28 protein-coding genes and 1 other annotated feature are annotated in these 26,242 nt (G+C 55.5%); of the genes, 2 read left to right on the top strand and 26 right to left on the bottom strand.

All coding sequences use genetic code 11. From position 1 onward, the window contains the following. Positions 1-7: 7 nt before the first annotated feature. The 21 genes from ABD796_RS13560 to ABD796_RS13660 form a co-directional block, all read right to left on the bottom strand. Positions 8-1,234 (bottom strand): fibronectin type III domain-containing protein, encoded by a 1,227-nt coding sequence (locus tag ABD796_RS13560; protein WP_344908640.1) that lies wholly within the window; start codon positions 1,232-1,234, stop codon positions 8-10. A 160-nt stretch (positions 1,235-1,394) separates the two neighbouring features. Next, entirely contained in the window at positions 1,395-1,673 is a 279-nt protein-coding gene (locus ABD796_RS13565; RefSeq protein WP_344908641.1) for a stage VI sporulation protein F, read from the bottom strand. Between the two features lie 74 nt (positions 1,674-1,747). Then, complete coding sequence (locus tag ABD796_RS13570; RefSeq protein ID WP_344908642.1) at positions 1,748-2,794, bottom strand: NAD(P)H-dependent glycerol-3-phosphate dehydrogenase; 1,047 nt, start codon at positions 2,792-2,794, stop codon at positions 1,748-1,750. Continuing rightward, positions 2,791-3,423 carry a glycerol-3-phosphate 1-O-acyltransferase PlsY gene (plsY, locus tag ABD796_RS13575; protein WP_344908643.1) on the bottom strand — a complete coding sequence of 211 codons (633 nt, stop codon included), beginning with the start codon at positions 3,421-3,423 and terminating at the stop codon, positions 2,791-2,793. The genes ABD796_RS13570 and plsY overlap by 4 nt, the downstream gene beginning before the upstream one ends. Before the next feature lie 12 nt (positions 3,424-3,435). After that, a complete protein-coding gene (gene der / locus ABD796_RS13580; protein ID WP_344908644.1) occupies positions 3,436-4,758 on the bottom strand; it encodes a ribosome biogenesis GTPase Der in 1,323 nt (440 codons plus the stop codon). A 178-nt stretch (positions 4,759-4,936) separates the two neighbouring features. Further along, positions 4,937-5,119, bottom strand: coding sequence for a capping complex subunit for YIEGIA (locus ABD796_RS13585; protein WP_344908645.1), 183 nt, complete (start codon positions 5,117-5,119; stop codon positions 4,937-4,939). A 3-nt stretch (positions 5,120-5,122) separates the two neighbouring features. Continuing rightward, complete coding sequence (locus ABD796_RS13590) at positions 5,123-6,034, bottom strand: YIEGIA family protein (RefSeq protein ID WP_344908646.1); 912 nt, start codon at positions 6,032-6,034, stop codon at positions 5,123-5,125. Beyond that, positions 6,031-6,660, bottom strand: a complete 630-nt coding sequence (locus tag ABD796_RS13595) for a hypothetical protein (protein WP_344908647.1) — start codon at positions 6,658-6,660, stop codon at positions 6,031-6,033. The genes ABD796_RS13590 and ABD796_RS13595 overlap by 4 nt, the downstream gene beginning before the upstream one ends. Positions 6,661-6,776: 116 nt before the next feature. Further along, positions 6,777-8,021 (bottom strand): 30S ribosomal protein S1, encoded by a 1,245-nt coding sequence (gene rpsA, locus ABD796_RS13600; RefSeq protein ID WP_344908648.1) that lies wholly within the window; start codon positions 8,019-8,021, stop codon positions 6,777-6,779. A gap of 122 nt (positions 8,022-8,143) precedes the next feature. Further along, positions 8,144-8,719 (bottom strand): lysophospholipid acyltransferase family protein, encoded by a 576-nt coding sequence (locus ABD796_RS13605; protein ID WP_344908649.1) that lies wholly within the window; start codon positions 8,717-8,719, stop codon positions 8,144-8,146. A gap of 1 nt (position 8,720) precedes the next feature. Continuing rightward, the gene (cmk, locus tag ABD796_RS13610; RefSeq protein ID WP_344908650.1) at positions 8,721-9,404 is read right to left on the bottom strand and encodes a (d)CMP kinase; all 684 of its coding nucleotides are present in this window, start codon (positions 9,402-9,404) and stop codon (positions 8,721-8,723) included. 134 nt (positions 9,405-9,538) lie between these two features. Continuing rightward, complete coding sequence (locus ABD796_RS13615; protein ID WP_344908651.1) at positions 9,539-9,796, bottom strand: hypothetical protein; 258 nt, start codon at positions 9,794-9,796, stop codon at positions 9,539-9,541. A gap of 86 nt (positions 9,797-9,882) precedes the next feature. Beyond that, the gene (locus ABD796_RS13620) at positions 9,883-10,536 is read right to left on the bottom strand and encodes a flagellar brake protein (RefSeq protein WP_344908652.1); all 654 of its coding nucleotides are present in this window, start codon (positions 10,534-10,536) and stop codon (positions 9,883-9,885) included. 182 nt (positions 10,537-10,718) lie between these two features. Next, the gene (ypeB, locus tag ABD796_RS13625) at positions 10,719-12,071 is read right to left on the bottom strand and encodes a germination protein YpeB (protein ID WP_344908653.1); all 1,353 of its coding nucleotides are present in this window, start codon (positions 12,069-12,071) and stop codon (positions 10,719-10,721) included. 150 nt (positions 12,072-12,221) lie between these two features. Next, positions 12,222-12,377, bottom strand: coding sequence for a hypothetical protein (locus ABD796_RS13630; protein WP_344908971.1), 156 nt, complete (start codon positions 12,375-12,377; stop codon positions 12,222-12,224). A 54-nt stretch (positions 12,378-12,431) separates the two neighbouring features. After that, positions 12,432-13,127, bottom strand: a complete 696-nt coding sequence (gene prsW / locus ABD796_RS13635; RefSeq protein WP_344908654.1) for a glutamic-type intramembrane protease PrsW — start codon at positions 13,125-13,127, stop codon at positions 12,432-12,434. A 116-nt stretch (positions 13,128-13,243) separates the two neighbouring features. Then, positions 13,244-13,846 (bottom strand): genetic competence negative regulator, encoded by a 603-nt coding sequence (locus tag ABD796_RS13640; protein WP_344908655.1) that lies wholly within the window; start codon positions 13,844-13,846, stop codon positions 13,244-13,246. Between the two features lie 234 nt (positions 13,847-14,080). Then, complete coding sequence (locus ABD796_RS13645) at positions 14,081-14,380, bottom strand: hypothetical protein (protein WP_344908656.1); 300 nt, start codon at positions 14,378-14,380, stop codon at positions 14,081-14,083. A gap of 117 nt (positions 14,381-14,497) precedes the next feature. Beyond that, positions 14,498-15,856 carry a dipeptidase gene (locus tag ABD796_RS13650; protein ID WP_344908657.1) on the bottom strand — a complete coding sequence of 453 codons (1,359 nt, stop codon included), beginning with the start codon at positions 15,854-15,856 and terminating at the stop codon, positions 14,498-14,500. A 23-nt stretch (positions 15,857-15,879) separates the two neighbouring features. Beyond that, positions 15,880-16,074 (bottom strand): hypothetical protein, encoded by a 195-nt coding sequence (locus ABD796_RS13655; RefSeq protein ID WP_344908658.1) that lies wholly within the window; start codon positions 16,072-16,074, stop codon positions 15,880-15,882. Further along, entirely contained in the window at positions 16,061-16,669 is a 609-nt protein-coding gene (locus ABD796_RS13660) for a CPBP family intramembrane glutamic endopeptidase (RefSeq protein ID WP_344908659.1), read from the bottom strand. The genes ABD796_RS13655 and ABD796_RS13660 overlap by 14 nt, the downstream gene beginning before the upstream one ends. A gap of 83 nt (positions 16,670-16,752) precedes the next feature. On the opposite strand from ABD796_RS13660, the gene ABD796_RS13665 reads away from it, so the two are divergent. Next, positions 16,753-17,679, top strand: a complete 927-nt coding sequence (locus ABD796_RS13665; RefSeq protein ID WP_344908660.1) for a hypothetical protein — start codon at positions 16,753-16,755, stop codon at positions 17,677-17,679. A 203-nt stretch (positions 17,680-17,882) separates the two neighbouring features. Continuing rightward, positions 17,883-18,125, top strand: a binding site (T-box leader). Positions 18,126-18,212: 87 nt separating this feature from the next. Then, positions 18,213-19,808, top strand: coding sequence for a phosphoglycerate dehydrogenase (serA, locus tag ABD796_RS13670; RefSeq protein WP_344908661.1), 1,596 nt, complete (start codon positions 18,213-18,215; stop codon positions 19,806-19,808). A 288-nt stretch (positions 19,809-20,096) separates the two neighbouring features. Here the strand turns inward: serA and ABD796_RS13675 are convergent, their stop codons facing one another. Genes ABD796_RS13675 through resA form a run of 5 tightly spaced genes read right to left on the bottom strand, consistent with a single transcriptional unit; the run spans position 20,097 to position 26,190 of the window. Beyond that, complete coding sequence (locus ABD796_RS13675) at positions 20,097-21,920, bottom strand: ATP-binding protein (RefSeq protein ID WP_344908662.1); 1,824 nt, start codon at positions 21,918-21,920, stop codon at positions 20,097-20,099. Between the two features lies 1 nt (position 21,921). Further along, positions 21,922-22,641 carry a response regulator transcription factor gene (locus ABD796_RS13680; RefSeq protein WP_344908663.1) on the bottom strand — a complete coding sequence of 240 codons (720 nt, stop codon included), beginning with the start codon at positions 22,639-22,641 and terminating at the stop codon, positions 21,922-21,924. Positions 22,642-22,684: 43 nt separating this feature from the next. After that, complete coding sequence (gene ccsA / locus ABD796_RS13685) at positions 22,685-23,944, bottom strand: cytochrome c biogenesis protein CcsA (RefSeq protein WP_344908664.1); 1,260 nt, start codon at positions 23,942-23,944, stop codon at positions 22,685-22,687. Next, positions 23,941-25,620, bottom strand: coding sequence for a cytochrome c biogenesis protein ResB (resB, locus tag ABD796_RS13690; RefSeq protein ID WP_344908665.1), 1,680 nt, complete (start codon positions 25,618-25,620; stop codon positions 23,941-23,943). The genes ccsA and resB overlap by 4 nt, the downstream gene beginning before the upstream one ends. Positions 25,621-25,665: 45 nt before the next feature. Continuing rightward, the gene (resA, locus tag ABD796_RS13695) at positions 25,666-26,190 is read right to left on the bottom strand and encodes a thiol-disulfide oxidoreductase ResA (protein ID WP_344908666.1); all 525 of its coding nucleotides are present in this window, start codon (positions 26,188-26,190) and stop codon (positions 25,666-25,668) included. Between the last annotated feature and the right edge of the window lie 52 nt (positions 26,191-26,242).

Raw genomic sequence — 26,242 nt, forward strand, 5'->3', positions numbered from 1 at the left:
GCCGACCTTATCTGGAGCGGTAAGCGTTAATCTCGAACGAAACGACGCTGGCATACGCTATATAGTCCAGCCGCTTCGAGTAAGGGCCTTTATTGGCCGCGGAGCGGTCGATCGTGAATACCGGCCCCCGCGGTCCGTTCGGTCCTGCCGCGTACCAGGCGGCGAACGCCTCCGCTTCCTGCAGCGAGACATCGTATTCCTTCAGAAGCCGGTCGGTCAGCGTCACAACCAGCATCGCCCGGTCGGGCTGCGGGGCGACAGGCATAGCCGTCGCTACGATACTCGGGCCGCTTTCACCGGAAGCGTTCATGGCGGAGACGGTGTAGGCGTAAGTGACTCCGTTGGCCGCACTCGTATCCGTATAGTAGCCGTATACGGTTTGCGCAACCGTCGTAAATCCGCCGCCCGGCCATACGGCCCGTTTGACGTTGTAGTATACCGCCCCCGTCACCGTAGGCCATTGCAGCATCACTTGTCCGTCCCCGGGGTAAGCCGACAAGCTCGCCGGTGTGGACGGAACAGGCAGGTACGGCACGGCGTAAGCGGGATCGGAATTGCCGCTTTCGCCGAATTCGTTGAAAGCCGAGACAACGTAGTAATACCCGTAGCCGTTCATGACCGACTTATCGGCATAGGTTGTCCCATAGACGGTTTGCACGACCGAATACGGCCCTCCTGGCGTCATCGACCGTTTCACGCGGTAGCCGAGCGCATATTGGGAATCCCGCCAATCGAGCTGCACCGTCCGATCCATACCGTTCGCCCGCAGCGAAGTCGGAACGCCGGGAGCGATCGCGGATACTTTCCCGTAGACGTCCAGTTCATACACGCGCACCGCGTTGGCCGGCTTGGCCGATTTCACCCGAAGCGACTTGACCGCAGACATCTGGATCGGGAACGGGGCCGTAGGCTCCGTCGTGTACGCCCCGGCCGCGGCCACCTCGGTCCCGTTTACGTCAAGCAAGTAAAGCTGCGCATCCGGGGAATCCGCATAAAAGATAAAACCGGTCAAATCTACCGGGCGCGGAAACGTCCACACGACCGGCTCATTGCTTACCGTAATGAACGTCTGCGGATTGCCGTCGGTCGCTCCGTACTGGTAGCCGCCCGATTCCGACACGCCGGGCTGCCAGCGCAGCAGCCCCGGCTGCGCCGTATACGGAGCCGCATAAGCGGTCGTTCCCACCAACAGCAAGCTCCAAACCATCAACCACACGATCCATGCTTTTCTCAAACTGCATCTCTCCCTTATTCCTATAATAAGAACTTACGTTCCCATTATAGAAAAGGGCGGACATACCGGCAACTTGTCACAACGGACGAATCGGACAATTCGGGCAAAAAAAAGCAAGCCCCTTCAAAAGGGGCTCGCGTTGGCGCAGCACGGAGCTTGCCTATTTTTTCATCATCATTTTCATCAGCGCTTCCATGTTGTTCGGATTCATTCCGCTCTTCTGTACGGCGCTGACAATCTCATTCATCGTCGCATCGGACACGGGCACCTTCACCATGCTGGACACTTGCTTGATCAGCTGCCGCAGCTGCTTCTCGCTTTGCACGGTGGACGGCTTAACCCCGCTCGCCAACTTGTATATGTCCTTCTCGGACACGTTTTTGCCGACCTTTTTCTTGACGGCATTCAGTACGTCCTTCGATATCTCTTTGCCGCTCATGCGTGACCTCCTCAAACAGTGACTTACCGTATTGTATGAGGTCTGCACGCGGAAGGTGTAGGCGGCTTTGCCGGTTAAAGTATCCATTTCCCGCCGAAAGCGTCGGCGAGCTCCTCGTTCTCGTGCGTACGTCCGCGGCCCATCAAATGACCGACCGCCTGCTGCGGCTCTTTGCCGGCGAACAGCACCTCGTGCAGCTGCTCCGTAATCGGCATCGACACTTCGTATTGTTTGGACAGCGCATAGGCGGTTTTCGTCGTCTTCACGCCTTCCACGACCATGCCCATCGTTTCGAGCACCTCGTCCAGAGGCCGGCCCTGACCGAGCAAATATCCGGCTCGCCAGTTGCGGCTATGCTGGCTCGTACACGTTACGACCAGATCGCCGACGCCGGCCAAGCCGGAGAAGGTCAGCGCGTGTCCGCCCATGCTTGCGCCCAATCGGGCAATCTCCGCCAGCCCGCGCGTCAGCAGCGCCGCCTTGGCGTTGTCGCCAAAGCCGAGGCCGTCGGACAATCCGGCGCCGAGCGCAATGATGTTTTTCAGCGCCCCTCCAACCTCCACGCCGATCACGTCGGGGTTCGTATAAACGCGAAAATACGGGTTGATCAGTACATCCTGCGCCTGTTCGGCCGCCTCCAGACAATCGGCGGCTACGACGACCGTAGTCGGGCGCCGCTGCACGACCTCTTCGGCGTGACTCGGTCCGGACAAGACGACAAGCCGGGACGGATCGAGGTGCGGAAGCTCCTCGGCCAACACGGTCGTCATCCGTTTCATCGTCTCCGGCTCAAACCCCTTCGTCGCATGAATGACCGTCGCCGACGCCAGCACATACGGCCGCGCCTGGCGGGCTACCTGCCGCATTGCATGGGAAGGCGAGACGAACAGCACGACGCCCGCGCCGGACAGCGCTTCCTCCATGGAAGCTGTCGCCGTGATACGCTCGGACAGGACGAAATCGCCCGTATACTTGCCGTTGCGACGGCTGTCGTTGATTTCGTCCGCCTGCGCTTGCGTGCGCGTGTACAGCGTCACGGCGAAATCGTTGTCCGCCAGGACGGAGGCCAGTCCCGTGCCCCAGCTTCCCGCCGTAATAACCGCCGCTTTTCGTAAGCTCATCCGACCTTCTCCTTCCCGCCCGACACGCCGCCTGCGCGCTGCCCGATTTTATTTTCTTTGCCCTTCACCAGCTTGACGATGTTGGTCCGATGACGAACGATCGCGAATACGCCGATCAGCAAAGTAGCCCAGAACACATCGGCAGGGTAATCCATAAAACCTACTAATATCGGGATAAGTGCCGCAAATACGAGCGAACCGAGAGACACGTAGCGGGTCAGGGCAATCAGTGCGATCGCTACCGCGCCGGCGATCAGAGCCGGAACGAGACATAGGGTCGCGGCGACGCCAATCGTCGTAGCGATCCCTTTGCCGCCCTTGAAGCCAAAATAGATCGGCCAGTTATGACCTGCGATGGCGGCCAGACCGGAGAGCGCGGCGATATAAGAGACGCCGGAATCCGCTCCCATGGCCATCCCGATCCACACTGCCGCCACGCCTTTGGCCGCATCGAGCAGCAGCACGGCAATCGCCGGACCGACGCCGATCACACGAAGCGTATTGGTTGCGCCCGCATTGCCGCTGCCGTGCTTGCGGATATCGATTCCTTTAAACAGCTTGCCGTATAAGAAGCTGAAGCTGATCGAGCCGAGCAAATAAGCCAACACTACCGGAACGAACGTATGCACGAGTACCTCTCCCTATTCGTCGTCTGATTTTTTGCGCGTAAACAGGCGGATTGGCGTTCCTTCGAAACGGAAAGCCGCACGGATACGGTTTTCCAAATACCGCTCGTACGAGAAGTGCATCAATTCCGGATCGTTGACGAACAGAAGGATCGTCGGCGGCTTGACGGAAACTTGGGTCGCGTAATTGATTTTAAGCCGTTTTCCTTTATCCGTAGGAGGCGGATTCATGGCCACCGCATCGGATACGACGTCGTTCAACAGATGGGTTTGAACCCGCATTGCGTGCTGCTCGCTTACCTCCACGACGATCGGCAGCAGCTTGTGCAGCCGCTGCTTCGTTTTCGCGGAGACGAAGGCGATCGGCGCATACGTCATAAACAGAAAGTGATCGCGGATTTTTTGCGAAAACTGCTGCATGGTTTTGTCGTCCTTTTCCACGACATCCCATTTGTTGACGACGAATATGGCCGCTTTGCCCGCTTCATGGGCATAACCGGCAATGTGCTTGTCCTGCTCGATAATGCCTTCCTCGCCGTTGATCACGACCAGCACGACATCGGCCCGTTCGATCGCGTGCATGGCCCTCATCACGCTGTATTTCTCGGTCGTCTCGTATACTTTGCCGCGCTTGCGCATACCCGCCGTATCGATGAGCACGAACTTCTGGTCGTCGCGCTCGAACGGGGTATCGATCGCATCCCGCGTCGTGCCAGCCTGATCGCTGACGATAACCCGTTCTTCCCCCAGGATGGCGTTTACAAGCGACGACTTGCCAACGTTCGGCCTGCCGATCAGCGCGACCCGGATCGTATCTTCCCCGTATTGCTCTTCTTCCTTCTCCGGCAAATTGGTCACGACCGCTTCCAGCAGATCGCCGATGCCGATGCCGTGAGAACCGGAAATGCCGATCGGATCTCCGAAGCCCAACGTGTAAAACTCGTAAATATCGTCTTGCCTTTTCAGATTATCCACCTTGTTGACGGCCAGTATAACGGGCTTCTTGGCGCGGTACAGCATTTGCGCCACTTCCGAATCCGATCCGGTCAGGCCGGCTTTGCCGTCGACCATAAACACGATCGCGTCGGCTTCCTCGATGGCCAGCTCGGCCTGCATACGGATCGATTTCAGCATTTCGTCGGCTCCGTCGATTTCTATACCGCCGGTATCGATCACGCTAAACGATGTGCCCATCCATTCCCCGATCCCGTATATACGGTCACGCGTTACGCCGGGTTTGTCTTCCACGATCGCGAGCCTGTCGCCGATAATCCGATTAAAAATCGTCGATTTTCCGACGTTCGGGCGTCCTACAATCGCCACGATGGGACGTGCCATTCCGATTCAACTCCTGCCTCATAATCGCTTCGCGGACGTTTTGACGTCCTGCGGAGCCTTCCTTCGTAAAAATCTCACAACTACCATCATAACAAATTAGGCTGGCAAAGTGAAGGAGCGGCGTGCTCTCCGCACCCGCTCCGTCGTTTGTATGCGAGGCAGCCGTCTTCGGCGAGCCTTATTCTTTGTGATCGACAAGCACCATCGTTCCGTTTTTCAAATCATGGGCGCTGGCGTCCAATATTTTTTCCAGCAAAAACGACAGCTCCTGCCGCTCCTGCTCCGTCTCCACAAAAAACATCGGCGCCCCGCCCTCTACCGTCTCGGGCCTGGACGATACGATCGCTACGATTTTCCCCATCGTTTACGTTCCTCCCCTTTTGGTTTGTGCGGCGGACTCGGACGGCATGCGCACCGCGCTTTCCAGCAGTGGAACGCGCAGCAGCACCTGCCGAGCCTTCTCGGCGTCCCGCTCCTGCGGCAGGACGAATAAGGCGAGCCGCCCGTCGTCCATATCCAGCTTGGCCAGCGGGACGAGCGCCGGCTCTCCGGAATCGCGGTAGACGCCGAGAATGGTCGCAAGGTCGTGCAGCATCGCCTGGCGCTGGCCCAGATTAGCCAAGGAGACGCGGAAGTTGCGGTTTTTCGGCTGCAAAATCAAGCCGAGCGCACGCTTTCGAATCACGTCCCGGTCGGCGGACAAGCCAACATTCATGATATAAATATCGCCCACGTACAAATCGGGACCCTCCAGCACGACGTCGGCCACCTGAACGTCAGCCGCATGGGCGATCGATTTGCCGGATTTGAACCATTGAGCGATAAGAACGGCCACCATCCCGCAGCCGATTCCCGCATACACGTTCCATAAAATCGTAAACAGCGAACCGACAAAAGCCGCAAAAATAACCAGGTAGTTGCGTCCCTCGAATACCATAGCGATGCCTTCGATGTACGTCCCGCCGCGGGGGACTAGCTCCATCTCGTCCATCTTCGTCAGCGTGCTTCGCTCCATGCTGCGCACGTCGCGGAACTGCTGGGCGGCAACGGTCAAGAAGGTGACCGCCGTATAATTTTTGTCGAACAGCGCCGGGACGGCTACCGCTCCCAAAGCCGCGGCGATTGCGCCGAGCGCGATATGGATGATCCTCCCATGCGGGTACGTCGGGTATTGACGGTAATCGGTGCGCAGCATCGTCAGCCTAGCCAACATCCCGAACAGCACGCCGACGATTACACCGGCCGTATAGCGGTGCTCGAACAGTTGATCGGTCATTTCTTCAATCCTTTCCACCGGTCTGACAAGCTTTTGGAGGCGCCCCGCACGGCGGCGGACACCCACTCGCCGGCTACGGACAGCAGCCGGGCGGTCACGATCGTAAACCACCATTCGTCTTGAAAAGGCAGTCCTCCCAGCACTGCCGTCCACCTATCCGGATAAGCGCTGCCGTACAAAGCCGAGCCAAGCAGCAAGGCGATGCTGACGGCCGCTATCTGATCCGTCGTTCTACGCAGCAGCAGAGAGGCCGCAATCGCAACGACCATGGCCCCCGAAGACCAGCTGTGTCCGGGGATAAAAAAAGGATTCAAGTCCCCGAGATGCTTCAGCACGTAATAAAGCGATGCCAAAAACAGGCCAAGCGAGACCAAATGGAGCACTTGGAGCGGAGGCCGACGGCACAGAGCGGCAGCAAGCGCCGTGGCGGACAACCAGAGGACGGTGCCGCTCGTCTCCGGATGACCGTACAGGGTGAAGCGGAATAACGCGGAGACGAACCAGCCTGCAAAAAAAATCAGAACGGCGGCGTCCGGAATGCCGGGGAGCAGCGTACGCTTCCAGCCGCTCGCCAGCAGAATGAGCACAATGATGATCAGAATCAAAGACAGGAAGCCGGGGTTCATTCGCATCACCTATCGTTTTATTGATGTGGATAGTATGCGCCGTTCACCGGAAAACTTTCCAACCAAGCAGCAAAAAGGACGGCTTCGCAAGGAAGCCGTCCCGGGATAGTGCCGTCTTATTTGAATTTGCTCAGCTTGTCGCCGAACCGTTCGCCAAGCGTCATGCTCAAGCTTTCGCGAGGAGGAATCGGCTCGTTGTGGTTGCTGCCCCGCGAACCGCCGCGGTCGGACTTGCGCTCGCGTTCCGGTTTAGCCGGCGCTTCCGGCGCTTCTTCGGTTTCTTTGATGCTCAAGGAAACGCGTTTCTCGGCCGGATTGAAATCAAGCACCTTAACATTGACTTCTTGGCCGTCCTTCAGCACTTCATGTGGAGTGCCGATGTGACGGTGAGCCATTTGCGAAATATGCACAAGGCCTTCGACTCCCGGCGCAATTTCCACGAACGCCCCGAAGCTGACGAGCCGTTTGACCGTACCGGTCACGATCTCGCCCGGTTGGAACTTGTCGGCCGCTTGCTGCCAAGGACCCGGCTGTGTAGCGCGGATGCTCAAGCTGATGCGGTCGTTCTCCGGATCGACCTTCAAAATTTGCACTTGGACTTTGTCGCCCTCTTGCACGACTTCGGAAGGCTGTTGCACATGGTGCCAAGCCATCTCGGAAATGTGCACGAGACCGTCGATACCGCCGATATCGACGAACGCGCCGAACTGCGTCAGACGCTGTACGGTACCTTCCAATTGCTGGCCGACCTTCAGCTCGCCCATCACTTGCTTCTTGTTCGCTTCGAATTCCTCGTCGAGCACGTCCTTCTGAGAGAGCACGACTTTGTTCTTCTCGCGGTCCAGCTCCTTCACCTTCAGGCGAAGCGTACGGCCCTTGTAATCGGAGAAATCTTCCACGAAGTGACGTTCTACCATCGAAGCCGGCACGAAGCCGCGCAAACCAACGTCAACGACGAGACCGCCTTTGACGATTTCCTTCACTTGCGCTTCGATGACCGTGCCTTGCTCCAGCTTCGTTTGCAGCTCGGTCCACGATTGCTCGCTGTCTACGGCGCGCTTGGAGAGCAGCAGCTTTTCTTTGTTGTCGTCCAGGCTGAGCACTTTCAGCTCGATTTCCTGACCGATTTCCACCGCGTCGGCAGCGTTGTCCAGGCTTACATTGGACAGCTCTTTCAGCGGAATGATGCCGTCGTATTTATAACCGATATCGACAATTGCCTGGTTATCTTCAATTTTAACGATTTTTCCTTTAACGACATCACCTTTTTTGTACGTGACCACATTGGACAAATCTTGATCTGCAGTTTCTGTTACTTCGGCTGCTTCGACGTTGTCCTGAACTTTAATTTCTTCTGACATGGTTGATTACCTCCTCGACTGACAAACCGTAACTTTCGTCAAACATATAGCTTAGTATAATTCCAAGATACCATTTCCATACGCGCGAATCAACGTACGGTTGGATCCGGGGTTATCGGGCGTTAAGAATTCGCTTCTCTTAATTGCTTTATGGATGCCATAATATGCTCCGTAGCCTGTTCGAGCGATTCCGAACTGGACGATTCCCGCATAGGGGACAAATCGAGCGGCTGTCCGTATACGATCTTCATCTTGCCGAACAGTTTGTACGTCCCGATGATTGCGACCGGCACGACGGTTGCTCCGGAGCGCAAAGCCAGACTGGCCGCGCCTTTTTTGCCCATGCCGCCGCCGCGCGAGCCTTCGGGAAAAATACCGAGCACTCCGCCTTCGCCCAGCATTTGCAGCGCATGCCGGATCGATTCCTTGCTGACGCCGCCGCGCTTGACCGGAAACGCTCCAAGATTGGAGATCATGGGCCCGAATACGGGGATTTTGAACAGCTCCGCCTTGGCCATAAAATGCACCATCCTGTTTAAAGGCGTACCGACGAGCGGAGGGTCCAACGTGCTGATATGGTTGGAGCACAAGATGACCGCGCCCTTGTCCGGAATATGTTCCCGGCCGGATACTTCCACCCGGAAAAACGTTTTGAAGAAGATGCGGCAGACTAACCTGCCGAACCGGTACAGCTTCATATTATCGGATCCCCTTGCCTGCCGCGGTTTTTGCCAGCTCCAGAATGCGCTCCGCCACCTGTGGCACGGACATGCCGCTCGTATCGATCAGCACCGCATCGTCGGCGCGCACCAGCGGCGAGGCTTCGCGCTCCTCGTCCATCCGGTCCCGCTCGGCGATATCTTTCTCCAATTGCTCCAGCGTGACTTCTTCCTGCTTATCCTTCATTTCCAGATAGCGGCGCTCGGCCCGCTCTCTGACGCTTGCGGTCAAAAATATTTTCAGCTCCGCATCCGGCATCACGTGCGTCCCGATATCCCGTCCGTCCATGACTACGCCTTTGGCACGGGCCATCTCCTGCTGTTTGAGAACAAGCAAGCGGCGGATTTCCGGCACGGCAGCCACAGCCGAAACGTTCTGATTGACGGCTACTGAGCGGATCAGATCGGTCACATCGATGCCGTCAAGGATGACTTGCTGGGCTTGCTCTCCCGGGTACAGCTCGATCTGCAGCGAGCCTGCCAGCCTCACCAGCTCGTCCTTGTTGTCCGAAGCGATTCCGGCCTGAAGCGCTTTCCAGGTGACTGCGCGATACATGGCTCCCGTATCCACGTACACAAAGCCGAGATGCCGGGCTACGAGGCGTGCAACCGTGCTTTTGCCGGCAGCGGCCGGTCCGTCGATCGCAATATTGAATTTTTCCAACGGAAAGCGTCCTCCCTTGCTGCTTGCAGGTCATTCTCATGCTGAAAACGAGAAAAAAAAGCAGGCCGAGCCTGCACATACCGTAGAAAATTATACCACACTGCGGATGGGGTTGCAAAAGAAGCGCAAAAAATTTACGGCCCAATGCCGGGACCGCTGCGCTCTAACGGTATGCCTTCCAGTCTCTCCACCTTCACAGCCCACGTCCGCACAGCCGGTACCGCGAGCAGCAGCTGCGCCGCCGCAAGCAAAGCCAGACCGACATAGATCGCTCCGCGCAGCAACCGCTCCACCCAGTCCGAGACACGGATGAACACGGCCTCGTACTCCTTGGCCTGCGCCCCCTCCCGGGTATTAGGCCTTTCCTCTTTCCCGCTCTCGCATTCCGCCACCGGGCATGCACCGCTTTCCGTCGATTTGGGTAGCAGTATGCCCGATTACCGTTCCGCTCATTCGTCACGAAAACTTGTTAGTCGCGTTATCTTTTGCGGAAGTCCAACTGACGCTCGAAGCAGAAGCGGATCACTTTTTGCCGTTCCACGTCGGCAATTTCCGCGAACTGCACCATGACGATCAACTTGCCGTTTTCCAGCGCCTTGATCCTCACGACTTCCCCCTTGAAGTTGGCATGATCGATCGCTCCGTTGCGGAAAGGAAGGAGCAGCCAACAGACGATCATATCGTGGTTTTTGACCGGCATCCGTCCCTCGCACAGAAACGAGATGCCCCCGCCCCCCACATCGTCGGTTATGGCGGTAAACATGACCTGTTCGGTTACTTTGACGGCGATCTCCAGCTCCGCCGGCACGCGCAAAAAATTGCGGCGCTGCACTTTCGTAATCTGCTCGGGCTCCGGAGGCTTGATTAGGACGAGCCGGATCACTTCCTCCTTGAAACCGAGAATGACGGTATTGAAATAATTTTTAACCCCGCCCTCGGTTATGTAGTACGCGTTGATCTGATCGCCCGCGTACAGCCGCTTCAGCTTGCCGGTTCCGACATGAAGCGGCACCTCCAGCGACATGTAGTTTTCGTTGATGTCCGCAATGCGGGATTTGTACTCCTGCTGGGCTTCCTCGGGGTCAACGGAATTTACCTGCATATATAAGATTTGATTCACTTTTGGAAGCACGTCATGGACCTCCCGATGACCTAACCAGACTTTAGACCTATTCATATGCCTATATGGTTCCATTATACCAGATCATTTCGCCGCAGCATACGTCATTCCGCAAAACACACGCTTAATCTTAGAGCAAAAAAGAGAAGGCCGTCAAGACAGCCTTCTCTTCTTTACCAGGTGCGTGCGTTTTATCAGGAAGCGACTTGGGCTTCGGCCTGTTTCAGCTGCTCGACCTTTTCCTCGCCGCCCGTGTCTCCGTTAATGTAAATCCGATATACGCTGCCGTTTACCCGTCCTGTAAACTGATAGCAGAGAACTTCCTGATCAATGTCGTTTTTGATCAGCGCCAGCGACTCGTTGTTGATTTGGAAGCCGCCGTTCAACGATTTCCGGGCTTCCTCCATTGTCAGCTTGGGAGTGCCGATATCACGTTTATGGTGTTCGAAAATAAAGTCGGACGCTTGGATGCCGAGCACTTCGCCGTTGTCGAGGGCTACCTTGACCGTCACTTTGTCCGGAAACACGATGACGTCATCCTGCTTGGCAGCAAACGTGAGACTGGCCACATGCTGGTAGGCGTCGTAGCTGATCGGCGTCATCCCTTTGTATTCGTGCGCCTCCAAATACGATTGCGCCGCTTCGCTTGCTTGCTGCGGTCCCAGCTTCGATTCGTTTACGTCGCGGGGCGACATGAACCAGATCAATTGGCCGCCTTTTTTCGTAAAATCCATCGATACGTCGCCGCCGTTTTCGTTTTTGCCGGAAAGACTGAAGGAACTGTACTCCGTCCCGTCGCCGTTCTGGACCACCTGCACGTTGGACAGCGGACGGCCGTTCATGACAAGGGCGGCCTTTTGCCTGATTTCCTCCTCCGTCACGTCGTTGCCGGCAAGCGCAGAAAATGTGCGTTTCTCGAACATGGCGGACATGGAAGGGCCCCAGTTGATCTCCTCGTATTCGCTAACTTTTTTGTCTACGGTCTGGAAGCCGTCAATGATCGTATTGTCCAACGTTTTTTGCTCCGTGGCGAGCGCCACTTCTACGTCCATCCAGCGCAGGCTGTTGGAGATGACTTTGGACTGCACGTCCCGCAAATCGTTGGAAATTTGCTTCGAATGCTCATACAGGGCGGTCAACGTTTTCATTTCCTCATCGTTCAGCGGCTCGTTTGTCAAATCCCGGACTGCGGCCCGGTACGAAAAGTTGGAAATGTTGCTCAGCAGCTCCTCCGTTTTGTTGAACGGCAGCAGCGTCAATGGCAATTGGTTGATCTCGTTTTGGGCCTGGCTCGTCAACCGCCATACGTTGACAAGTCCTTTGCGCTGGGACGCGTAAGACCCCGTATTGAGGGCCAGCGTATTGCCAAGCTCGTTGTTCAGCTTGTCGACGTGAAACGATAAATCGTGAAATGCGCGCTGATACTGGTTTTCCGCCTTGATCAAAATCGAATTCTTCTCTTGGTTCACTTGATATCCCCACAGAACCGCACCGACCAGCAGTACGGTCATAACCGGGAACAAGATGGCGCTCAGCCTTTTGTACATAAGGGCGCTCCCTTCCTTTGCCACTTTTGAGACTAGTGTTCGCCCCACGCTGAACTTTATGCATCCGTCGGACAATTCGCATTCGGATTCGGGCAAAAAAAAGAAGCCGCCCTTCAGGCAGCTTCGCCGATTGTCCTCGGCCGTCTTGGATTATTCCGCGAGCTCGATATCGAAATCGCTCCGGTTGTCGCACAAGCATTGCTTGAAGCCGGTTTCGACGCGCTCCTTCTCCTGTTTGCCGCGCAGCACGAAGCGTTCACCGCAGCGCTTGCATCGAATCGATACTTTCACTCTCATTCCGATCATCGTAAACCTCCGGTTAGCCGAAATTGGCATTTACCGGAATTATACCCGCTTTTGTCACATTTTAATCTCTTCTTCCGCCCTTACGGCGCGCATCGGGGATTTGGCGTTGGCGCGGTTGACGCTGCCCATGCCCCTTACCCACAAAAATACCATCAAAGGAACGATCAGCCAAAGCCAGTACGTTTTCGTTTGCATCAAAATGTAATCGAACGTACCGTGCCATAATATCGGAATCCATAGCGATTTAAACAACAGTCGGGCGGAATGCCGCGGATCGCCGAATTTCGCTTTTCCCATGTAATAGCCCATCAGCACAGCAAATAGAGCATGGGCGGACACGGGCAAAAAGGCGCGGAACAGCAGCGCCGAGAACGAAAACGAGTTCAACAAGGCATAGATGACGTTCTCCAGCGTGGCGAAGCCGAGCGACACCGATACGGAATAAACGATTCCGTCGTAAGGCTCGTCAAACACGGTATGTTTGTAAATCGCGTAGTATACGATAAACCATTTGAGAAATTCCTCGACGGCCGCCGTAATGCCATAGGCGAACAGGAGCGGGTTGTCCCCGAGCCCGAGCTGAAGGGTACGCTGGAGCACCATGGTCGGAAACACGAGCAGGACGCCGAATAGGAATACGCGCACGACCATATGAATCGGCTCCGAATCATACCGGTCCTTCAAATAAAAATAAGCAAGCAGCGCGATGCCCGGCGCCACTGCCGCAGTAATGACCGAAAGCCACGCCATCCGTCGTCCCCTCCTTCCTCATTCGGCAAACACGGAAAAAAGCATCCGCAAAAACATCCGTTTTTGGAGATGCTGCCCGTTTAGGTAATCCCTTCCAATCCGGCAAAGCGATCCGTTTACTTATGAAAATGCTCGCATAGTACGCGAATCGCCGATTCGCCGATGACCCGTTTGCCATACTCGTCCAACACGGCGGTAGTCACCGAGGTGGCATCCCCGTATTCGGACAAAATGGCGATGAGCGCTTGATACTGCGGCTCTTCCATTTCCTCCGGGTCGATCTGCAAAATATATTTGCCTTTATAGGAATAAAGAACCCCTTCCGTAACGCCAATGCGCGACGCCACATGAGAAGCCTTCAACAAAAATTCGAAGTCATGAAAAGCGTAGGAGATCACATCGCTCTGCTCGAGCGTTACTTCCATCTCGTACACTTCTTCCGCTTCTTCCTCGTCCACCGGATCGCTGGTGCTCTGCACCTTTCCCCGGGTGACGATCACTACCATACCCTGTGCCGGAAGGGCAAATACTTCCACGGCAAGCGGTCCCGAGGCGTCGAAGCCAAGCTCCGAGTGCGCCTGCTCCATCATTTCGCTGAACAGCTCGTGAACTTTAGGAATTTCGCGCCACATGTCTTCTTTCTCGATACCACGCTCCGTCAGGTCGTCGAATGTCAGGAAAATCCTTATCTTATCCACACTCAGGCGTTCAATTCTCATGACAGGACCTCCCTCCCACTACTGTCATAACAGAGTATGACGCGATCGCTAATTTGGTGAGCCGAAACTCACGGGCATGTATAGTCCATGTTATCATGTTTTTAAAGGCGTTGCACTATAAAAGTTCTCTATAATCGAATGTTCAAAAACCGTTCAAAATCATGCCCAGCGCGAAAAGCCCGCCCTTTTGCAAGGAGCGGACTTCTATTCCCGGATTCAATCGGGACGCTTAGCTTACTGGGTCATGAAGCTTTCCTGCGATTTGTGCAAAATTTCGTCCACCTGACTTTTGACCGCAGGGTCTTTCTTGATCAATTTTTCCAGCTGATCCAGCCCGGATCCGTTCCACGCGGATTCGGAAAAGGAGCCGGACGAAGCGTGGGACGAGAAGTTTTTACCCGACCTCGCCGTTTTATTGCGCTCATGCGTCCGGCTTGAGCCCATACCCATAAAAGACATCGGGTTGTTGCGCTGAACATACATGACAACCGCCGCGCCCGCCAATCCGCCGAGAAGAAATGCGCCTATTCGCATAGCTGTCCCTCCTGTCAAGGAAAAGTGTTTAAATTCTCTGTTAGCTTAACCTTTCGGGGGACAGCCATTCGTGCAAAAAACAGGAAGGGGAAGACTCGGCGTTGCGTCGTTTCCGATTCAAGCAAGCCTTCTCAAAAAGGTTACGATCGTGAGCAGGCCTTTATCGAAATTTTCCAGATGAAAATGCTCGTTCGGAGCGTGTAAATTTTCCGTCGGCAAGCCGAAGCCCATCAACACGACAGGTGCGGTCAGCTCGCGGGCGAACGCCTCGACGATCGGAATCGAGCCGCCGTCCTTGGTGAAAACCGGTCTGACCCCATAGACATGCTCGTAAGCGTCAGCCGCTTTTTGCAGCACCGGAACGGACGGTTCGATCGTAAACGGATTTCCTTTTTCCCGCTGAACGAGGCTTACTTTGGCCCCCGGAGGCGTATGCAGCCGCAAATGACGTTCGATTTTGTCCAAAATATCCTGCGGATTTTGCCTGCCGACGAGCCGGCAAGTGATTTTGGCATGCGCTTCGCAAGGGATAACGGTTTTGGTGCCCTCTCCTTGAAAGCCGCCGTACATGCCGTTGATTTCCAGCGTAGGCCGCGCGCCGACCCGCTCCGCATACGTATATCCCGCTTCTCCGAACAGCGCGTCCAGCTCCAGCCGTTCGCGGATGCCCTCTTCGTCGACGCCTTTTTTGGCCAGCTCCGCTTTCATTTCGGCCGAAAGCTCCGGCACATCCTCGTAAAATCCGGCTACCGCAATACGGCCGTCCGGCTCATGCAGGGAATCGAGCAATGTGACGAGCGCATGCAGAGCGTTGGGAACTCCGCCCCCGTACGAGCCGGAATGCAAGTCCGTTTTTGCCGTACGGACCGCTATATCCATGGAGCACAGTCCGCGCAGTCCTGTGCAGATCGCAGGCTGGCCCGGCGCCAGCAGCTCCGTATCGGAAATAAGCACCGCATCCGCCGCCAGCAGCTCCTTGTTGGCTTGCAGGAACGGATACAGGTTGGCGCTCGATATTTCCTCTTCGCCTTCGATGCACACCTTGATGTTGACCGGCAGCGCGCCTTCCTGCCGCAGGATCGCTTCGATGGCTTTGATATGAATAAACAGTTGTCCTTTGTCGTCCGTAGCCCCCCGAGCGTACAGCTTGCCGTCGCGAATGTCGGGCTCGAAGGGCGGCGTTTGCCACAAATGCAAAGGGTCTACCGGCTGAACATCGTAATGACCGTATACGAGTACGGTTGGCTTGCCAGGGGCATGCAAATGATCGGCGTACACGATCGGATGTCCGGCAGTCGGATGAATCGCCACATGCTCCAGACCGGCACGGGCGAGAGCCTCGGCCAGCCACTCCGCCGCCCGGTTCACATCTTGCTTATGCTCCGACTGCGCGGATATACTCGGAATCGATACCCATTCCTTGAGTTCGTTCAACTGGCTTTCTCGGTTGGCGGCAAAATACGCTGCATAGTCCATAAAAATCCTCCTCGCGGTTACGTTCATTCTCCGTAAAGCTGGTACCAGAAAATAATGCCCATCGTCAGCAGAATCAGAAGCACGACCAGACTGGCGTGAAATATGCGGGTAGCCTTGATGCTGTCGGACGAATGAATGACCCGTCTCGGCGGGAGACGCATGTCGTCTTCGTCCGGCAAAGCCGGCATCTCCTTCTCGGTGTAGTCAGCCTTCCCCATCCTCTTCATCCTTCCAGTAACGTATAATGCAGCCCATCACAAAGTCGATTATAAAATGGGCGGCGATCGGGGTCCACAGGGAGCCGGTCATTACGTACATTTTGCCCAAACCGTAGCTGATTGCAAATACCATCCCGGTCATCAGCCAATGCCGCAAATAACGCACATGGATGGCCGCAAACACGATACTTGTCCAGTACGGGCCGAACGCATGCTGCAGCGCCCCGCGGAACAGCAACTCCTCGCATACCGCCACGACGAACGACAGCAATGCGATATGCCACAGAGGCCGCAAGCGAAACAGCTTTTTGTTGACGCCGCCGTCATCCGTCACCTCTTCGGGAACGAAACGGGCGACGAGCCAGTCGAACAGCAGCACCCCGATTGCGAACAACACCGCCCAGCCCCATGCGGACAAGCGGTCGGGCAAGCGGAGCAGGGCGATCAGCGACTGGGACTGGAACAGCACGATCGTCAGCCCAAGCACGAACGTAATCGCCTGCGTCAAATACAAATTAAGCAGCAGCATCCCGTCGTCCAGTTCGGCCGGATCGACTTTGCGAATGCGGATATTTCTGAAATTTATTTTTTTCATGTTTCCTCCGGGTTACACGGTTCACTTTTTAGGTATTTTACCCTATACTTTTAAAGTAGGAAATCTGGTTAAGGAGTCATCATATGGATAAGCGCCTGAATCGTTCGGACTATTTGCTTTCGCTTGTGTTTATTTTCCTGCTCGTCTGCATAGCCGGCGCTTTCTTCTTCGGCCTCCAGCTCGGCCAGCAGCGTACGGAATCGAAGCACGCCGCCCTTCTATCCGCCCGGGAGGACGCGGCCAAGAAACCCGGAGCGTACGAGCAGCAGCATCTTGTTTCGTATTATCATACGATTTATACGCCCTATCGCGAATTCGCGAATCGCTGGTTCGACAAAATGAAGGAGTTGGAGCTGCAAGCGCACACGATCGACGCCTCTTCCGTATTCAAGGATTTGTCGAAAGCTGCCGATGACAAGTATACGGCCTTGTCCAAAGTAGCCACTCCCGATACGTCTCCGCTGCTCGGAGAGGCTCATCAAAATATTTTAAAAAGCTTGAAGCTGTTCGCCGAATCTTCCAAATCGTTTCAGTCCAAAGCGAACTCGCTAGCACCGGGCGATGTGCTTGCCGAGGTGGACAAGGACGCCTACTTCCGCGAAGCGAAGAAATTCGCGCTGCAAGGAGAGCAGCAGTTTTACATGTCCATGGTCAAATGGAACGAAACGATCAATCCGCAGGTCAAAGGCGCCAATTTGCTGGGACAGACTGCATATTCCAAAAAAGAATGGGATCAAATGGGCATCAATGCGAAAAACGCTGCCGTCTCCTCTATCCTGCTGCGCGAGGTCAGATATTTGCCGCTGTACCCGCAGGACATGACGGTCCGCATCGATGAATGGTTTGCAGGCGGCCAAGCCCAGAAAATGAATTTGAACGACATTCAGCAGATCATCGATCTGCTTGCAGAAACAGGCTCGGCCCGCAAAGGCGATTTCGTAACGCGCAAGGAAAAGTGGTACGGCGGCGATACCCTGCCGCAGCTTCCGTTTTTTTACGAGAACAAGTGAGCCTCTTATTTGAAGATAGCGAAAATGGGCGGCGAGTTCAAGCAAAACGAATTCCCGCCTTTTGCGTCGGCGTCGCCAGGGGTCAAAATGTGTCCATTTTTTGACGGTAACCGTTTTCGCTTCGCAGGCCCTGTCATTAATGTGTCTCGAATTGATTGACACTTTCGCATTCGACATGATAAAGTAAGTTATAATGATACAAGTTAACGACGAAGACGGAGACTAGTATTCCGGAAGCTTACAGAAAGCCGGTGGTTGCTGCGAACCGGTAGCTATGGTATACGATCCACTCCCGAGTCGATGCGCGAACGAGTCGTCTCTTAAGCGCAACCGGTAGAGCCCGTTAACGCTCTGGTCCGCTATTTGTTCGGCAGACCGAGTAAGGCAGCACGTGCGAATGCGCTGCAAATTAGGGTGGCAACGCGAACCACACTCTCGTCCCTATATACGGAATTTTTTCCGTATGGGACGGGAGTTTTTTTGCTTTTAGAAAGCTCATTTTGCAAACATATGCTCAAGGAGGAAGTGGGATCATGTACAAAGTATTGGTATCCGATCCGATCAGCGATTTGGGGTTGCAGCAGTTGACGGAAGCAAGCGACGTAGAAATCGTCAAACAAGCGGGGCTCAGCGAGGACGAGCTCGTTTCTATAATCGGTCAGTTCGACGCTCTTCTCGTTCGTTCCCAAACGAAAGTAACCCGCCGCATTATGGAAGCCGGCACGAATTTGAAAGTTATCGGCCGGGCCGGCGTCGGTGTAGACAACATCGATCTGGAAGCCGCCACCAGTCTCGGCATCGTCGTCATCAACGCGCCGGACGGCAATACGATCACTACCTGTGAGCATACTTTCGCCATGATGATGGCTTTGGCCCGTCATATTCCCCAAGCCTACAAAAAAACCGTCGGCGGCGAATGGGACCGCAAATCGTTCGTCGGCGTCGAGCTGCGCAACAAAACGTTGGGCGTACTCGGCCTGGGTCGTATCGGCAGCGAAGTGGCCAAGCGCGCGATCGCCTTCGGCATGAAGGTGCTCGGCTATGACCCGTTCATGACGGAGGAACGCGCGGAGAAGGTCGGCATCAAGCTGGCGTCGGTCGACGAAATCATCCGCAACGCCGATTTCATGACGGTGCACACGCCGCTTACGAGCGAAACGCACCATATGATCGCCGGTCCTCAATTCGAAGTGATGAAAAAAGGCATGCGCATCGTCAACTGCGCACGCGGCGGCATCATCGACGAATATGCGCTGGTGGAAGCGATCGATCAAGGCATTGTACACGGGGCCGCTTTCGACGTATTCGAGCATGAGCCTCCGGCTGAAGATCATCCGTTCCTGAAGCATCCGAAAATCATCGTAACCCCTCACCTCGGCGCCTCGACGGTAGAAGCGCAAGAAAATGTCGCCATCGACGTAGCCGAGCAAGTGATTCATATTCTGCGCAACGAGCCGTTCAAGAACGCGGTGAACATGCCGCCGATCCCGGCCGAGCTGCTGAGCAAAATCCAGCCTTACTTCAAGCTGTGCGACAAGCTCGGCAACGCTCTCGCCCAAATGACCGACGGTCCGGTGCGGGAAATTACAATCAACTACTCCGGCGAGCTGGCCGATCTCGATACGAACCCGTTAACCCGTTATGTCCTTAAAGGCATCCTGTCGCACCACCTGGGCTTCGAGCAGGTCAATGCGGTTAACTCGATGCACTTGGCCAAGCAGCGGGATATCAACATCGTGGTCCAAAAATCGATCTCGACTCAAGGGTTTACGAACCGGATTACGCTCAGCCTGAAGACAAAGGACGAGGAACGTTGGCTGTCCGGCTCGCTGCTCGCCGGCTTCGGGGAACGAATCGTACAGATCGGACCATACCCGGTGGACATTCCGACGGAAGGCCACCTGCTGCTCGTCTCCCATATGGATAAACCGGGCATTATCGGCCGCGTCGGCACGCTGCTCGGCAATAACGACGTCAATATCGCGACGATGCAAGTCGGACGTACCGATGTCGGCGGGTCGGCCATCATGGTGCTGACGATCGACAAACAAGCGCCTAAGGCCGTGTTGGAGCAGTTGGCCGAATCTCCAGAGATTAAACGGGTCCGCGAAGTGCGTCTCGATTACTGAAAACCGTAAGACATTGTTTCACGTACAACAAGATTTGTCGCGCCCATTCAACAAGATTCCTGCTGAACCTGCAAAATCGCGACAAACCTAACAACGAATTTCGCTTTTTTACGACTTTTCGCCACGACGCAAAGGGATACGCGGCATGCTGCCGACGTATCCCTTTTTTTGTTCGACGAAGCTGTTGTCTGGTTCAACTGTGCTGCTGACGAAGCTGCTCCACCTTCGATTCGGGAAATCCCGTTGCGGAGGAAATTGCTGCATTGTCCAGGCCCATCCGAATCAGATTCAGGACGTTCTTGTACGGTTCGGAATTTTAATAAAGAACGTGGTGCCTTGTCCGAGCTCGCTCTCCGCATAGAGAGCGGCTTGATGAGCGTCGGCGATGTTTTTGACGATCGCGAGGCCAAGCCCCGTACCACCGGACGTGCCTCTGGTCCGGGCCTTATCGGCTTTGTAAAACCGCTCGAAAATATAAGGCAGGTCCTCCTGCGGAATCCCTCTTCCGCCGTCGGCAATCTCAATCTGAACCGTCTCGTCCTGCTGCTCGGCGATCCTCTTTACCCGGATATCGATCCATGCTCCTTCTGGCGTATGCCGAATCGCGTTATCCAGCAAATTCGTTAATACTTGCTCCAGCCGGTCTTCGTCGGCATGGCGCATCGTGATGCCGCTGTCCGGAAGCATCAGCTTGAAGGCGATGCCGCGCTCCTTGCACAACGCGCTGAACTTGCGGTATACCCGTTGGATGAGCGGCTCCAGCTCAAACTCGCGAAAATTCATCTCCATGTGGCCGGCTTCCATCCGGGCGAGGTCCAGCAAATCTTTCACCAGCCGTCCCATCCGCAGCGACTCGTCGTGGATCACTTGAGCCAGCTCCTGCCGGTCTTCCGGTGTGGCGGCGATATCGTCAAGCAGCGCCTCGCTGTACCCCTGCAGCATCGACAGAGGCGTCCGCAGTTCGTGCGAGACGTTGGCGACAAAATCTTTGCGCAGCTTGTCGAGTCGGTGCTCCTCCGTCACGTCGCGGAGCACGGCGACGGCGCCTCGCAGTCCTTCGGACGAATAAAGCGGAGCCATAACCGCGGAATAGACGCTGCTATGCACGCGAATGGTCGACGTATTTTCCTTGTTCGTGCTGACCACATCGGCAAACAAAGATTGAAGCGGTCCCGGTACGAGCGTCTGCTCTGGATACTCCCCGTCAGCGTCCTCCCAGCCGATGCCCTGCCACTGTTCCACAAGCAGTTCCCCCTGCGGGTTCGTCAAAATGACGCTCCCATCGGCATCCAGCGTAATGACGGCGTCGGTCATGCTGCGCAATACGCTCGACAAATGCTCCTTCTCGTTGTTCAAGGCATGGATCGTCAAGTCGAGGCGCTCCGTCATCTTGTTGATCGCGATCGCCAGCTCGCCGATTTCGTCGGAGGACGTTACCGGCACCCGCGTTTTGTACTCGCCCAGCGTAATAAAGTCTGCCGCCTTTTTCATTTGCAGCAAAGGCTGCGTGATGCGCGACGACAGGAAGAAGGCGAACAGCGTCGTGAGCAAAAATCCGATAACGCCGGCGATTACGAATAAATTCTGAAAATAGGCTTGCGTGTAATCGAGAGCGATTTGCGCCTGATACAAGACGACGACACCGTTTACTTTATTCGTGCCAGCCTCGTATTGAGGTACGCCTACCGCCAAAAATCGCTTGCCTGTTTGCGGATCGAAGAAAATGGCCGGGAACTTGCCGCCTTCCAATATTTTGGTCAGCTTCTCGGACTCGAACAAATCTCGCGCCTTCAGCCGCGGAATTTGCGTTGCCTTGGCGGCGGGAATGATCTCCTCCAGCCGTTCATTCAATACGATCAAAGCCGCATCCTGGGCATCGAGCAGTTCCGCGACCGCATTTACGTAGGAGAACTCTTCCTTATGCAGCGTCAGGTCTGCAGACACTTTCAACGCCAGCTTCTGCAGGCTTCGCTCCTGGTCCTTCGAGTTGGCGAAGTTCGTATCGAGAAATTGTCCCATAAAGACGCCGTTGATCACAAGAACAACGGCGACTAATCCGATAATGGTCATCCACAGCTTGCCGACGACGCTTTTCCATTTCCACAGTTTCACGTTATTTCGGCACCTCGAGCTTATACCCTACGCCCCATACCGTCGTAATCATGGCTGCGGCTTCCGGCGATACTTTGTTCAGCTTCTCGCGCAGCCGCTTCACATGCGTATCGACCGTGCGCAGATCGCCGAAAAATTCGTAATTCCACACGTCCTTGAGCAAATCCTCGCGCGAGAACACTTTGTCCGGCGATGTCGCCAAGTAGTGCAGCAGCTCATATTCTTTCGGCGTCAGAGCCACCTCTTGTCCTCCGGCGGTTACCCGGTGAGCGTCGTGCTCGATAATCAAGTGCGGAAACACGATGTTGTTGCTGGCATGAATCGCATCTTTAGCCAAGTACGCGGTCGCCGAGGAGCGCCGCAGGATCGCTTTGACCCGGTAGATCACTTCCCGGGGACTGAACGGCTTCACCACGTAATCGTCGGCCCCGACTTCGAAGCCTTGAACGCGGTTCGCTTCTTCACCCTTCGCGGTCAGCATAATAACCGGGGTGGCCTTCACCTGCCGCAAACGGGCGCACACTTCCGTTCCATCGATGCCCGGCAGCATGACGTCCAGCAGAATCAAATCGTAGTCGCCTTCGAGCGCCTTGGCCAGCGCCGATTCCCCATCCTCCGCCTCGTCGATCACGTAGCCTTCTTTTTCGAGGTACATCCGCAGCAAGCGACGGATGCGCTCCTCGTCGTCTACTACCAATATGCTCGCCTTCAAATCCATCATCTGCCGTTCACCCTCCTTGGCCAAACTCGCTTGTAGTTTTTCGTTACACGCCGGCGTACGAGTGAAGCCCGGCTATGATCAAATTGACACCGACGTTGGTAAACATGACGACGACAAAGCCGATCACCGCCATCCAGGCGGACTTGCGGCCCTGCCAACCGCGGGAAAGACGGAAATGCAAGTACGCGGTGTAGTACAACCACGTAATAAGCGCCCAGACTTCCTTCGGGTCCCATCCCCAGAACCTCCCCCACGCCTCATGCGCCCAGATCATCGCGAAGATGAGCGCGCCGAGCGTAAACAACGGGAATCCGATCGCAATCGCTCGGTAGCTGATCTCGTCCAAATCTTCCGGGTCCATCCCGTTCATCGCGGGTTGAATCGCCGCGCCCACCTGCTTGCGCAGGATGAGCCGGACGAGTCCGTACAAGATCAACCCGGCGATGAGCGACCAGAGGAACGTATTCAGCTTCCGGCCCGCATTGATGCCGTTCATCCACGAAGGCGACGTAAACAACGGCTCCTCCATGCCCAAAAACGGCTTCATCGTTTCGACCGTGCTGTTGTAAGGCTTGACGATTGGGGGCAGCACGTAATCGACGGTGCTTGTCGTCACATTCTCTTTTCCGTTCTGGTCGATCTTCGTAATTTCCTGCTTGAACTTTGCTTCATAGCCGATTCCTTTGAAAACAAACGAAGTCACGACGAACGCCACGACCGTAAACACGACGAAAATGACGACTTCCACGCCGCGCCGTTCGCGGCGGTCCGCCTTCGACGTTCCCTTGAAGTTGACCACCCGCAGCAAATACATCAGCCCGGCTGCGAACCCTACGGCAAAAAACGCTTCCGAGAACGCCGCGGTCGTAACATGAATTTTCAGCCAGTAACTTTGCAGCGCCGGAATGAGCGGTTGAATGTCCGGCGGAAACACGAGCGCGTAAGCCAGGATGATGACGCACACCGGCATCGCGAACATGCCGAGCACGGCAACGCGGTATATCGCGTATACGATCACGAATGCGAGCGCGATCATCATCGAGAGGAAAGTCAAAAACTCGAACATGTTGCTGACGGGAATATGCCCCGCCGCGTACCAGCGCGTGAAGAAATAGCCGAGCTGGGAAGCGAAGCCGACGATCGTTAGAACGAGTCCCCCCCGGCCCCATCGCTTCAAGTGGCGCTCGGGGTCCCGCGAGCTCCATTTTTTTCCCGTAACCGCAATGCCGAAGACGATAAACGACAGCGTGTACAGGATAAATGCAATCAATAAAAACGTTCCGCTAAGCGATTCCGTATTCAAGAATTGTTCACCTCTTTGGCCAACTGCTTCGGAGTTACCTCGATGCCTGTCCGGTTCAGCACCACCGCCACTTCGTTCCGCAGCCCGTACCAGTTTTTGTTCGTATGGGCGCCAAGCGTCAGCTTGTCCCCGTCGTCAAACCGCAACCAGATGCGCCGGTGCTGCCAATACAGTCCCATCACGACGCCGATCAGGAAAATCGTCGCGCCGACAAAGATGTATGGCAATGCCGTATCGCGGCGTATGTTCAAATAGCTCGTAAAATTGGCGATCTTGACGTCATCCATCGAATTGACGGAAATGTCCCACACGCTGCCGATCGCTCCGTTGATCTTGTCTTGACTGAACTTGATTTTGTCGACCTCGCGAGGAAAGTACAGGTAAGATTGGCCTTCCTTCGGCAGATCCGGGCCGGTAATCGAGAAGACGAACGCCGGCGCGTTCGGTTCGTTGGACACGGTGATGGGCGTGCCTTTGTCGTTCAGCGAGAAGTCCGGAAAAAACTCCTTCATCTCGAGCTTATACGGTCCGGCTTCATACGTCTGCTCCGGATTTTTCATCCGGATCGTAAACGGGCCGTAAGCCTGTCCGGTCTGCTTGTTGCGAAGCATCGGACTGACCGCCAGCAGACGCGGCGTCTGGGCGTAATCGAATTGGTACGCCAGCAGCCCTTTGTAGTTCAACGGGTGGTTGACCGTAATCGTCTGACGCGTCAGTTCCTTAAGTTCCGGCCGCTTGTTCGGGTCGTCGCAGTCGGCTACGCATTGGTACAGAATCGCCTTCGTCTCGTACAGCTTCGGAACGATCTGCCCTTTCTCGCGAAACTGCTCGCTCATCTCCGATTCCTCGTAAAACTCCACGTTGAACTGCTCGTTCTCCAAATAATAATGGGTTTCCGGAAGCGGAACCGGCTCTCCTTCGAGAAATCCGGCGTATTGGTCCAGCTGCCAGCCCGGCAAACCGCGCATCAGCACGGCCAGCAGGAAGATGATCAGGCCGATATGGTTAATGTAAGGCCCCCACCGGCTGAACCGGTGCTTTTCGGCGAGCAGCGCGGCCCCGTCCGTATGCACCCGATACCCTTTTTTGCGCAGCTTCGCCGCCGCATCCTGGACCCAAGCTTCCGGCTGTTGAGCGCCGGCACCGGTTGTTCCGAGCGGTGCGGTATACACGACCTTTTGTCTCAGCAGAAAAGCGAGATGCTTGCGGATCTGCTGCTTGCTGAGCGCCCTGTACAACGGCAGCACCCGGTCGAGGCTGCAGATGACAAGCGAAGTGCCGATACAGACGAGCAGGCCGATAAACCACCAGGAGCCGTATGTATCGGATAAACCGAGCTTGTAGTACCAATCCCCGGTCCAGCCGTACGTTTCTTTGTAATACTTGGCCGGATCGACGTTCAGAAACGTATTTTCCTGCGGGTAAATCGAGCCGAGCATCGCTCCGACGAGCGTAGCCAGTATCAGGTAAATCGCTACCCGCACCGACGAGAAGAAATTCCAAACCCGGTCGAGCACGGACGGGTTATCCTTCTGGGAACGCCGGGCGACGCCGTCGTAGCGCATCTCCAGCGGGGCATCTCCGTCGTCCTCGTGCAGAGGCTTCCCGCACGCTTCGCACAATACGGTTCCCACATGATTTTGATGCCCGCATTCGCATTTCGTGTTCACAATCACGGGGTGTATCGCTCCTTTACAGAGGTGAACTCATTCGCTTACAGCTTACAGCTTCAGCATCGGGCGGATCGTTTGCTCGATGAAGTCGTCATCCATTTCCATGACGGCAATCTTGACGATTTTACCGGACGGATCGATGAAGAACGTCGTGGGGTAATAACGGACCGCGTAACGGTCACGCATCCGCAGCTCCTTGTCCAGCAGCACGGGAAACGTTATGTTCATCTGCTGAACGAAGCTCTGCACGGTGACGTTGCTTTCATCCAGATTCAGTCCGAGCACAACCAGCCCCTTGTCCTTCCACTTCTCGTACTGGCGCTGAATCGCCGGCATTTCGCGGGCGCACGGTTCGCACCAAGAACCCCAGAAGTTGACCATCACCGCTTTGCCGCGATAATCGGACAGCGAAGCCTTGCTCCCGTCCAGCCCCGTTAACGAAAAATCAGGAGCAGTGCTCCCTTCGCGAGGAATGTCTTCCTTGGCGAACAGGCTGCTCCCTATCGTGTATCCTCCGATCAGCAAAACGAAGGTCAGAATGATGCCTTGAATCCATTTCTTATGTTCGCGCACCGTAAATCACCTTCACTTTCCAGTATCAATGCGGCTACACCCATTATAGCGA

It is taken from the genome of Paenibacillus hodogayensis, from assembly GCF_039536325.1.
In the GTDB taxonomy this organism is placed as follows: domain Bacteria; phylum Bacillota; class Bacilli; order Paenibacillales; family NBRC-103111; genus Paenibacillus_AB; species Paenibacillus_AB hodogayensis.

Bases quoted from the DNA above. Each gene is read 5' to 3' on its own strand.
- ABD796_RS13565 (WP_344908641.1), bottom strand. From the start codon at position 1,673: ATGAGCGGCAAAGAGATATCGAAGGACGTACTGAATGCCGTCAAGAAA.
- ABD796_RS13570 (WP_344908642.1), bottom strand. From the start codon at position 2,794: ATGAGCTTACGAAAAGCGGCGGTTATTACGGCGGGAAGCTGGGGCACG.
- der (WP_344908644.1), bottom strand. From the start codon at position 4,758: ATGGCACGTCCCATCGTGGCGATTGTAGGACGCCCGAACGTCGGAAAA.
- ABD796_RS13585 (WP_344908645.1), bottom strand. From the start codon at position 5,119: ATGGGGAAAATCGTAGCGATCGTATCGTCCAGGCCCGAGACGGTAGAG.
- ABD796_RS13590 (WP_344908646.1), bottom strand. From the start codon at position 6,034: ATGACCGATCAACTGTTCGAGCACCGCTATACGGCCGGTGTAATCGTC.
- ABD796_RS13595 (WP_344908647.1), bottom strand. From the start codon at position 6,660: ATGAACCCCGGCTTCCTGTCTTTGATTCTGATCATCATTGTGCTCATT.
- rpsA (WP_344908648.1), bottom strand. From the start codon at position 8,021: ATGTCAGAAGAAATTAAAGTTCAGGACAACGTCGAAGCAGCCGAAGTA.
- ABD796_RS13605 (WP_344908649.1), bottom strand. From the start codon at position 8,719: ATGAAGCTGTACCGGTTCGGCAGGTTAGTCTGCCGCATCTTCTTCAAA.
- ypeB (WP_344908653.1), bottom strand. From the start codon at position 12,071: ATGTACAAAAGGCTGAGCGCCATCTTGTTCCCGGTTATGACCGTACTG.
- ABD796_RS13630 (WP_344908971.1), bottom strand. From the start codon at position 12,377: ATGATCGGAATGAGAGTGAAAGTATCGATTCGATGCAAGCGCTGCGGT.
- prsW (WP_344908654.1), bottom strand. From the start codon at position 13,127: ATGGCGTGGCTTTCGGTCATTACTGCGGCAGTGGCGCCGGGCATCGCG.
- ABD796_RS13640 (WP_344908655.1), bottom strand. From the start codon at position 13,846: ATGAGAATTGAACGCCTGAGTGTGGATAAGATAAGGATTTTCCTGACA.
- ABD796_RS13645 (WP_344908656.1), bottom strand. From the start codon at position 14,380: ATGCGAATAGGCGCATTTCTTCTCGGCGGATTGGCGGGCGCGGCGGTT.
- ABD796_RS13650 (WP_344908657.1), bottom strand. From the start codon at position 15,856: ATGGACTATGCAGCGTATTTTGCCGCCAACCGAGAAAGCCAGTTGAAC.
- ABD796_RS13655 (WP_344908658.1), bottom strand. From the start codon at position 16,074: ATGGGGAAGGCTGACTACACCGAGAAGGAGATGCCGGCTTTGCCGGAC.
- ABD796_RS13660 (WP_344908659.1), bottom strand. From the start codon at position 16,669: ATGAAAAAAATAAATTTCAGAAATATCCGCATTCGCAAAGTCGATCCG.
- ABD796_RS13665 (WP_344908660.1), top strand. From the start codon at position 16,753: ATGGATAAGCGCCTGAATCGTTCGGACTATTTGCTTTCGCTTGTGTTT.
- serA (WP_344908661.1), top strand. From the start codon at position 18,213: ATGTACAAAGTATTGGTATCCGATCCGATCAGCGATTTGGGGTTGCAG.
- ABD796_RS13680 (WP_344908663.1), bottom strand. From the start codon at position 22,641: ATGATGGATTTGAAGGCGAGCATATTGGTAGTAGACGACGAGGAGCGC.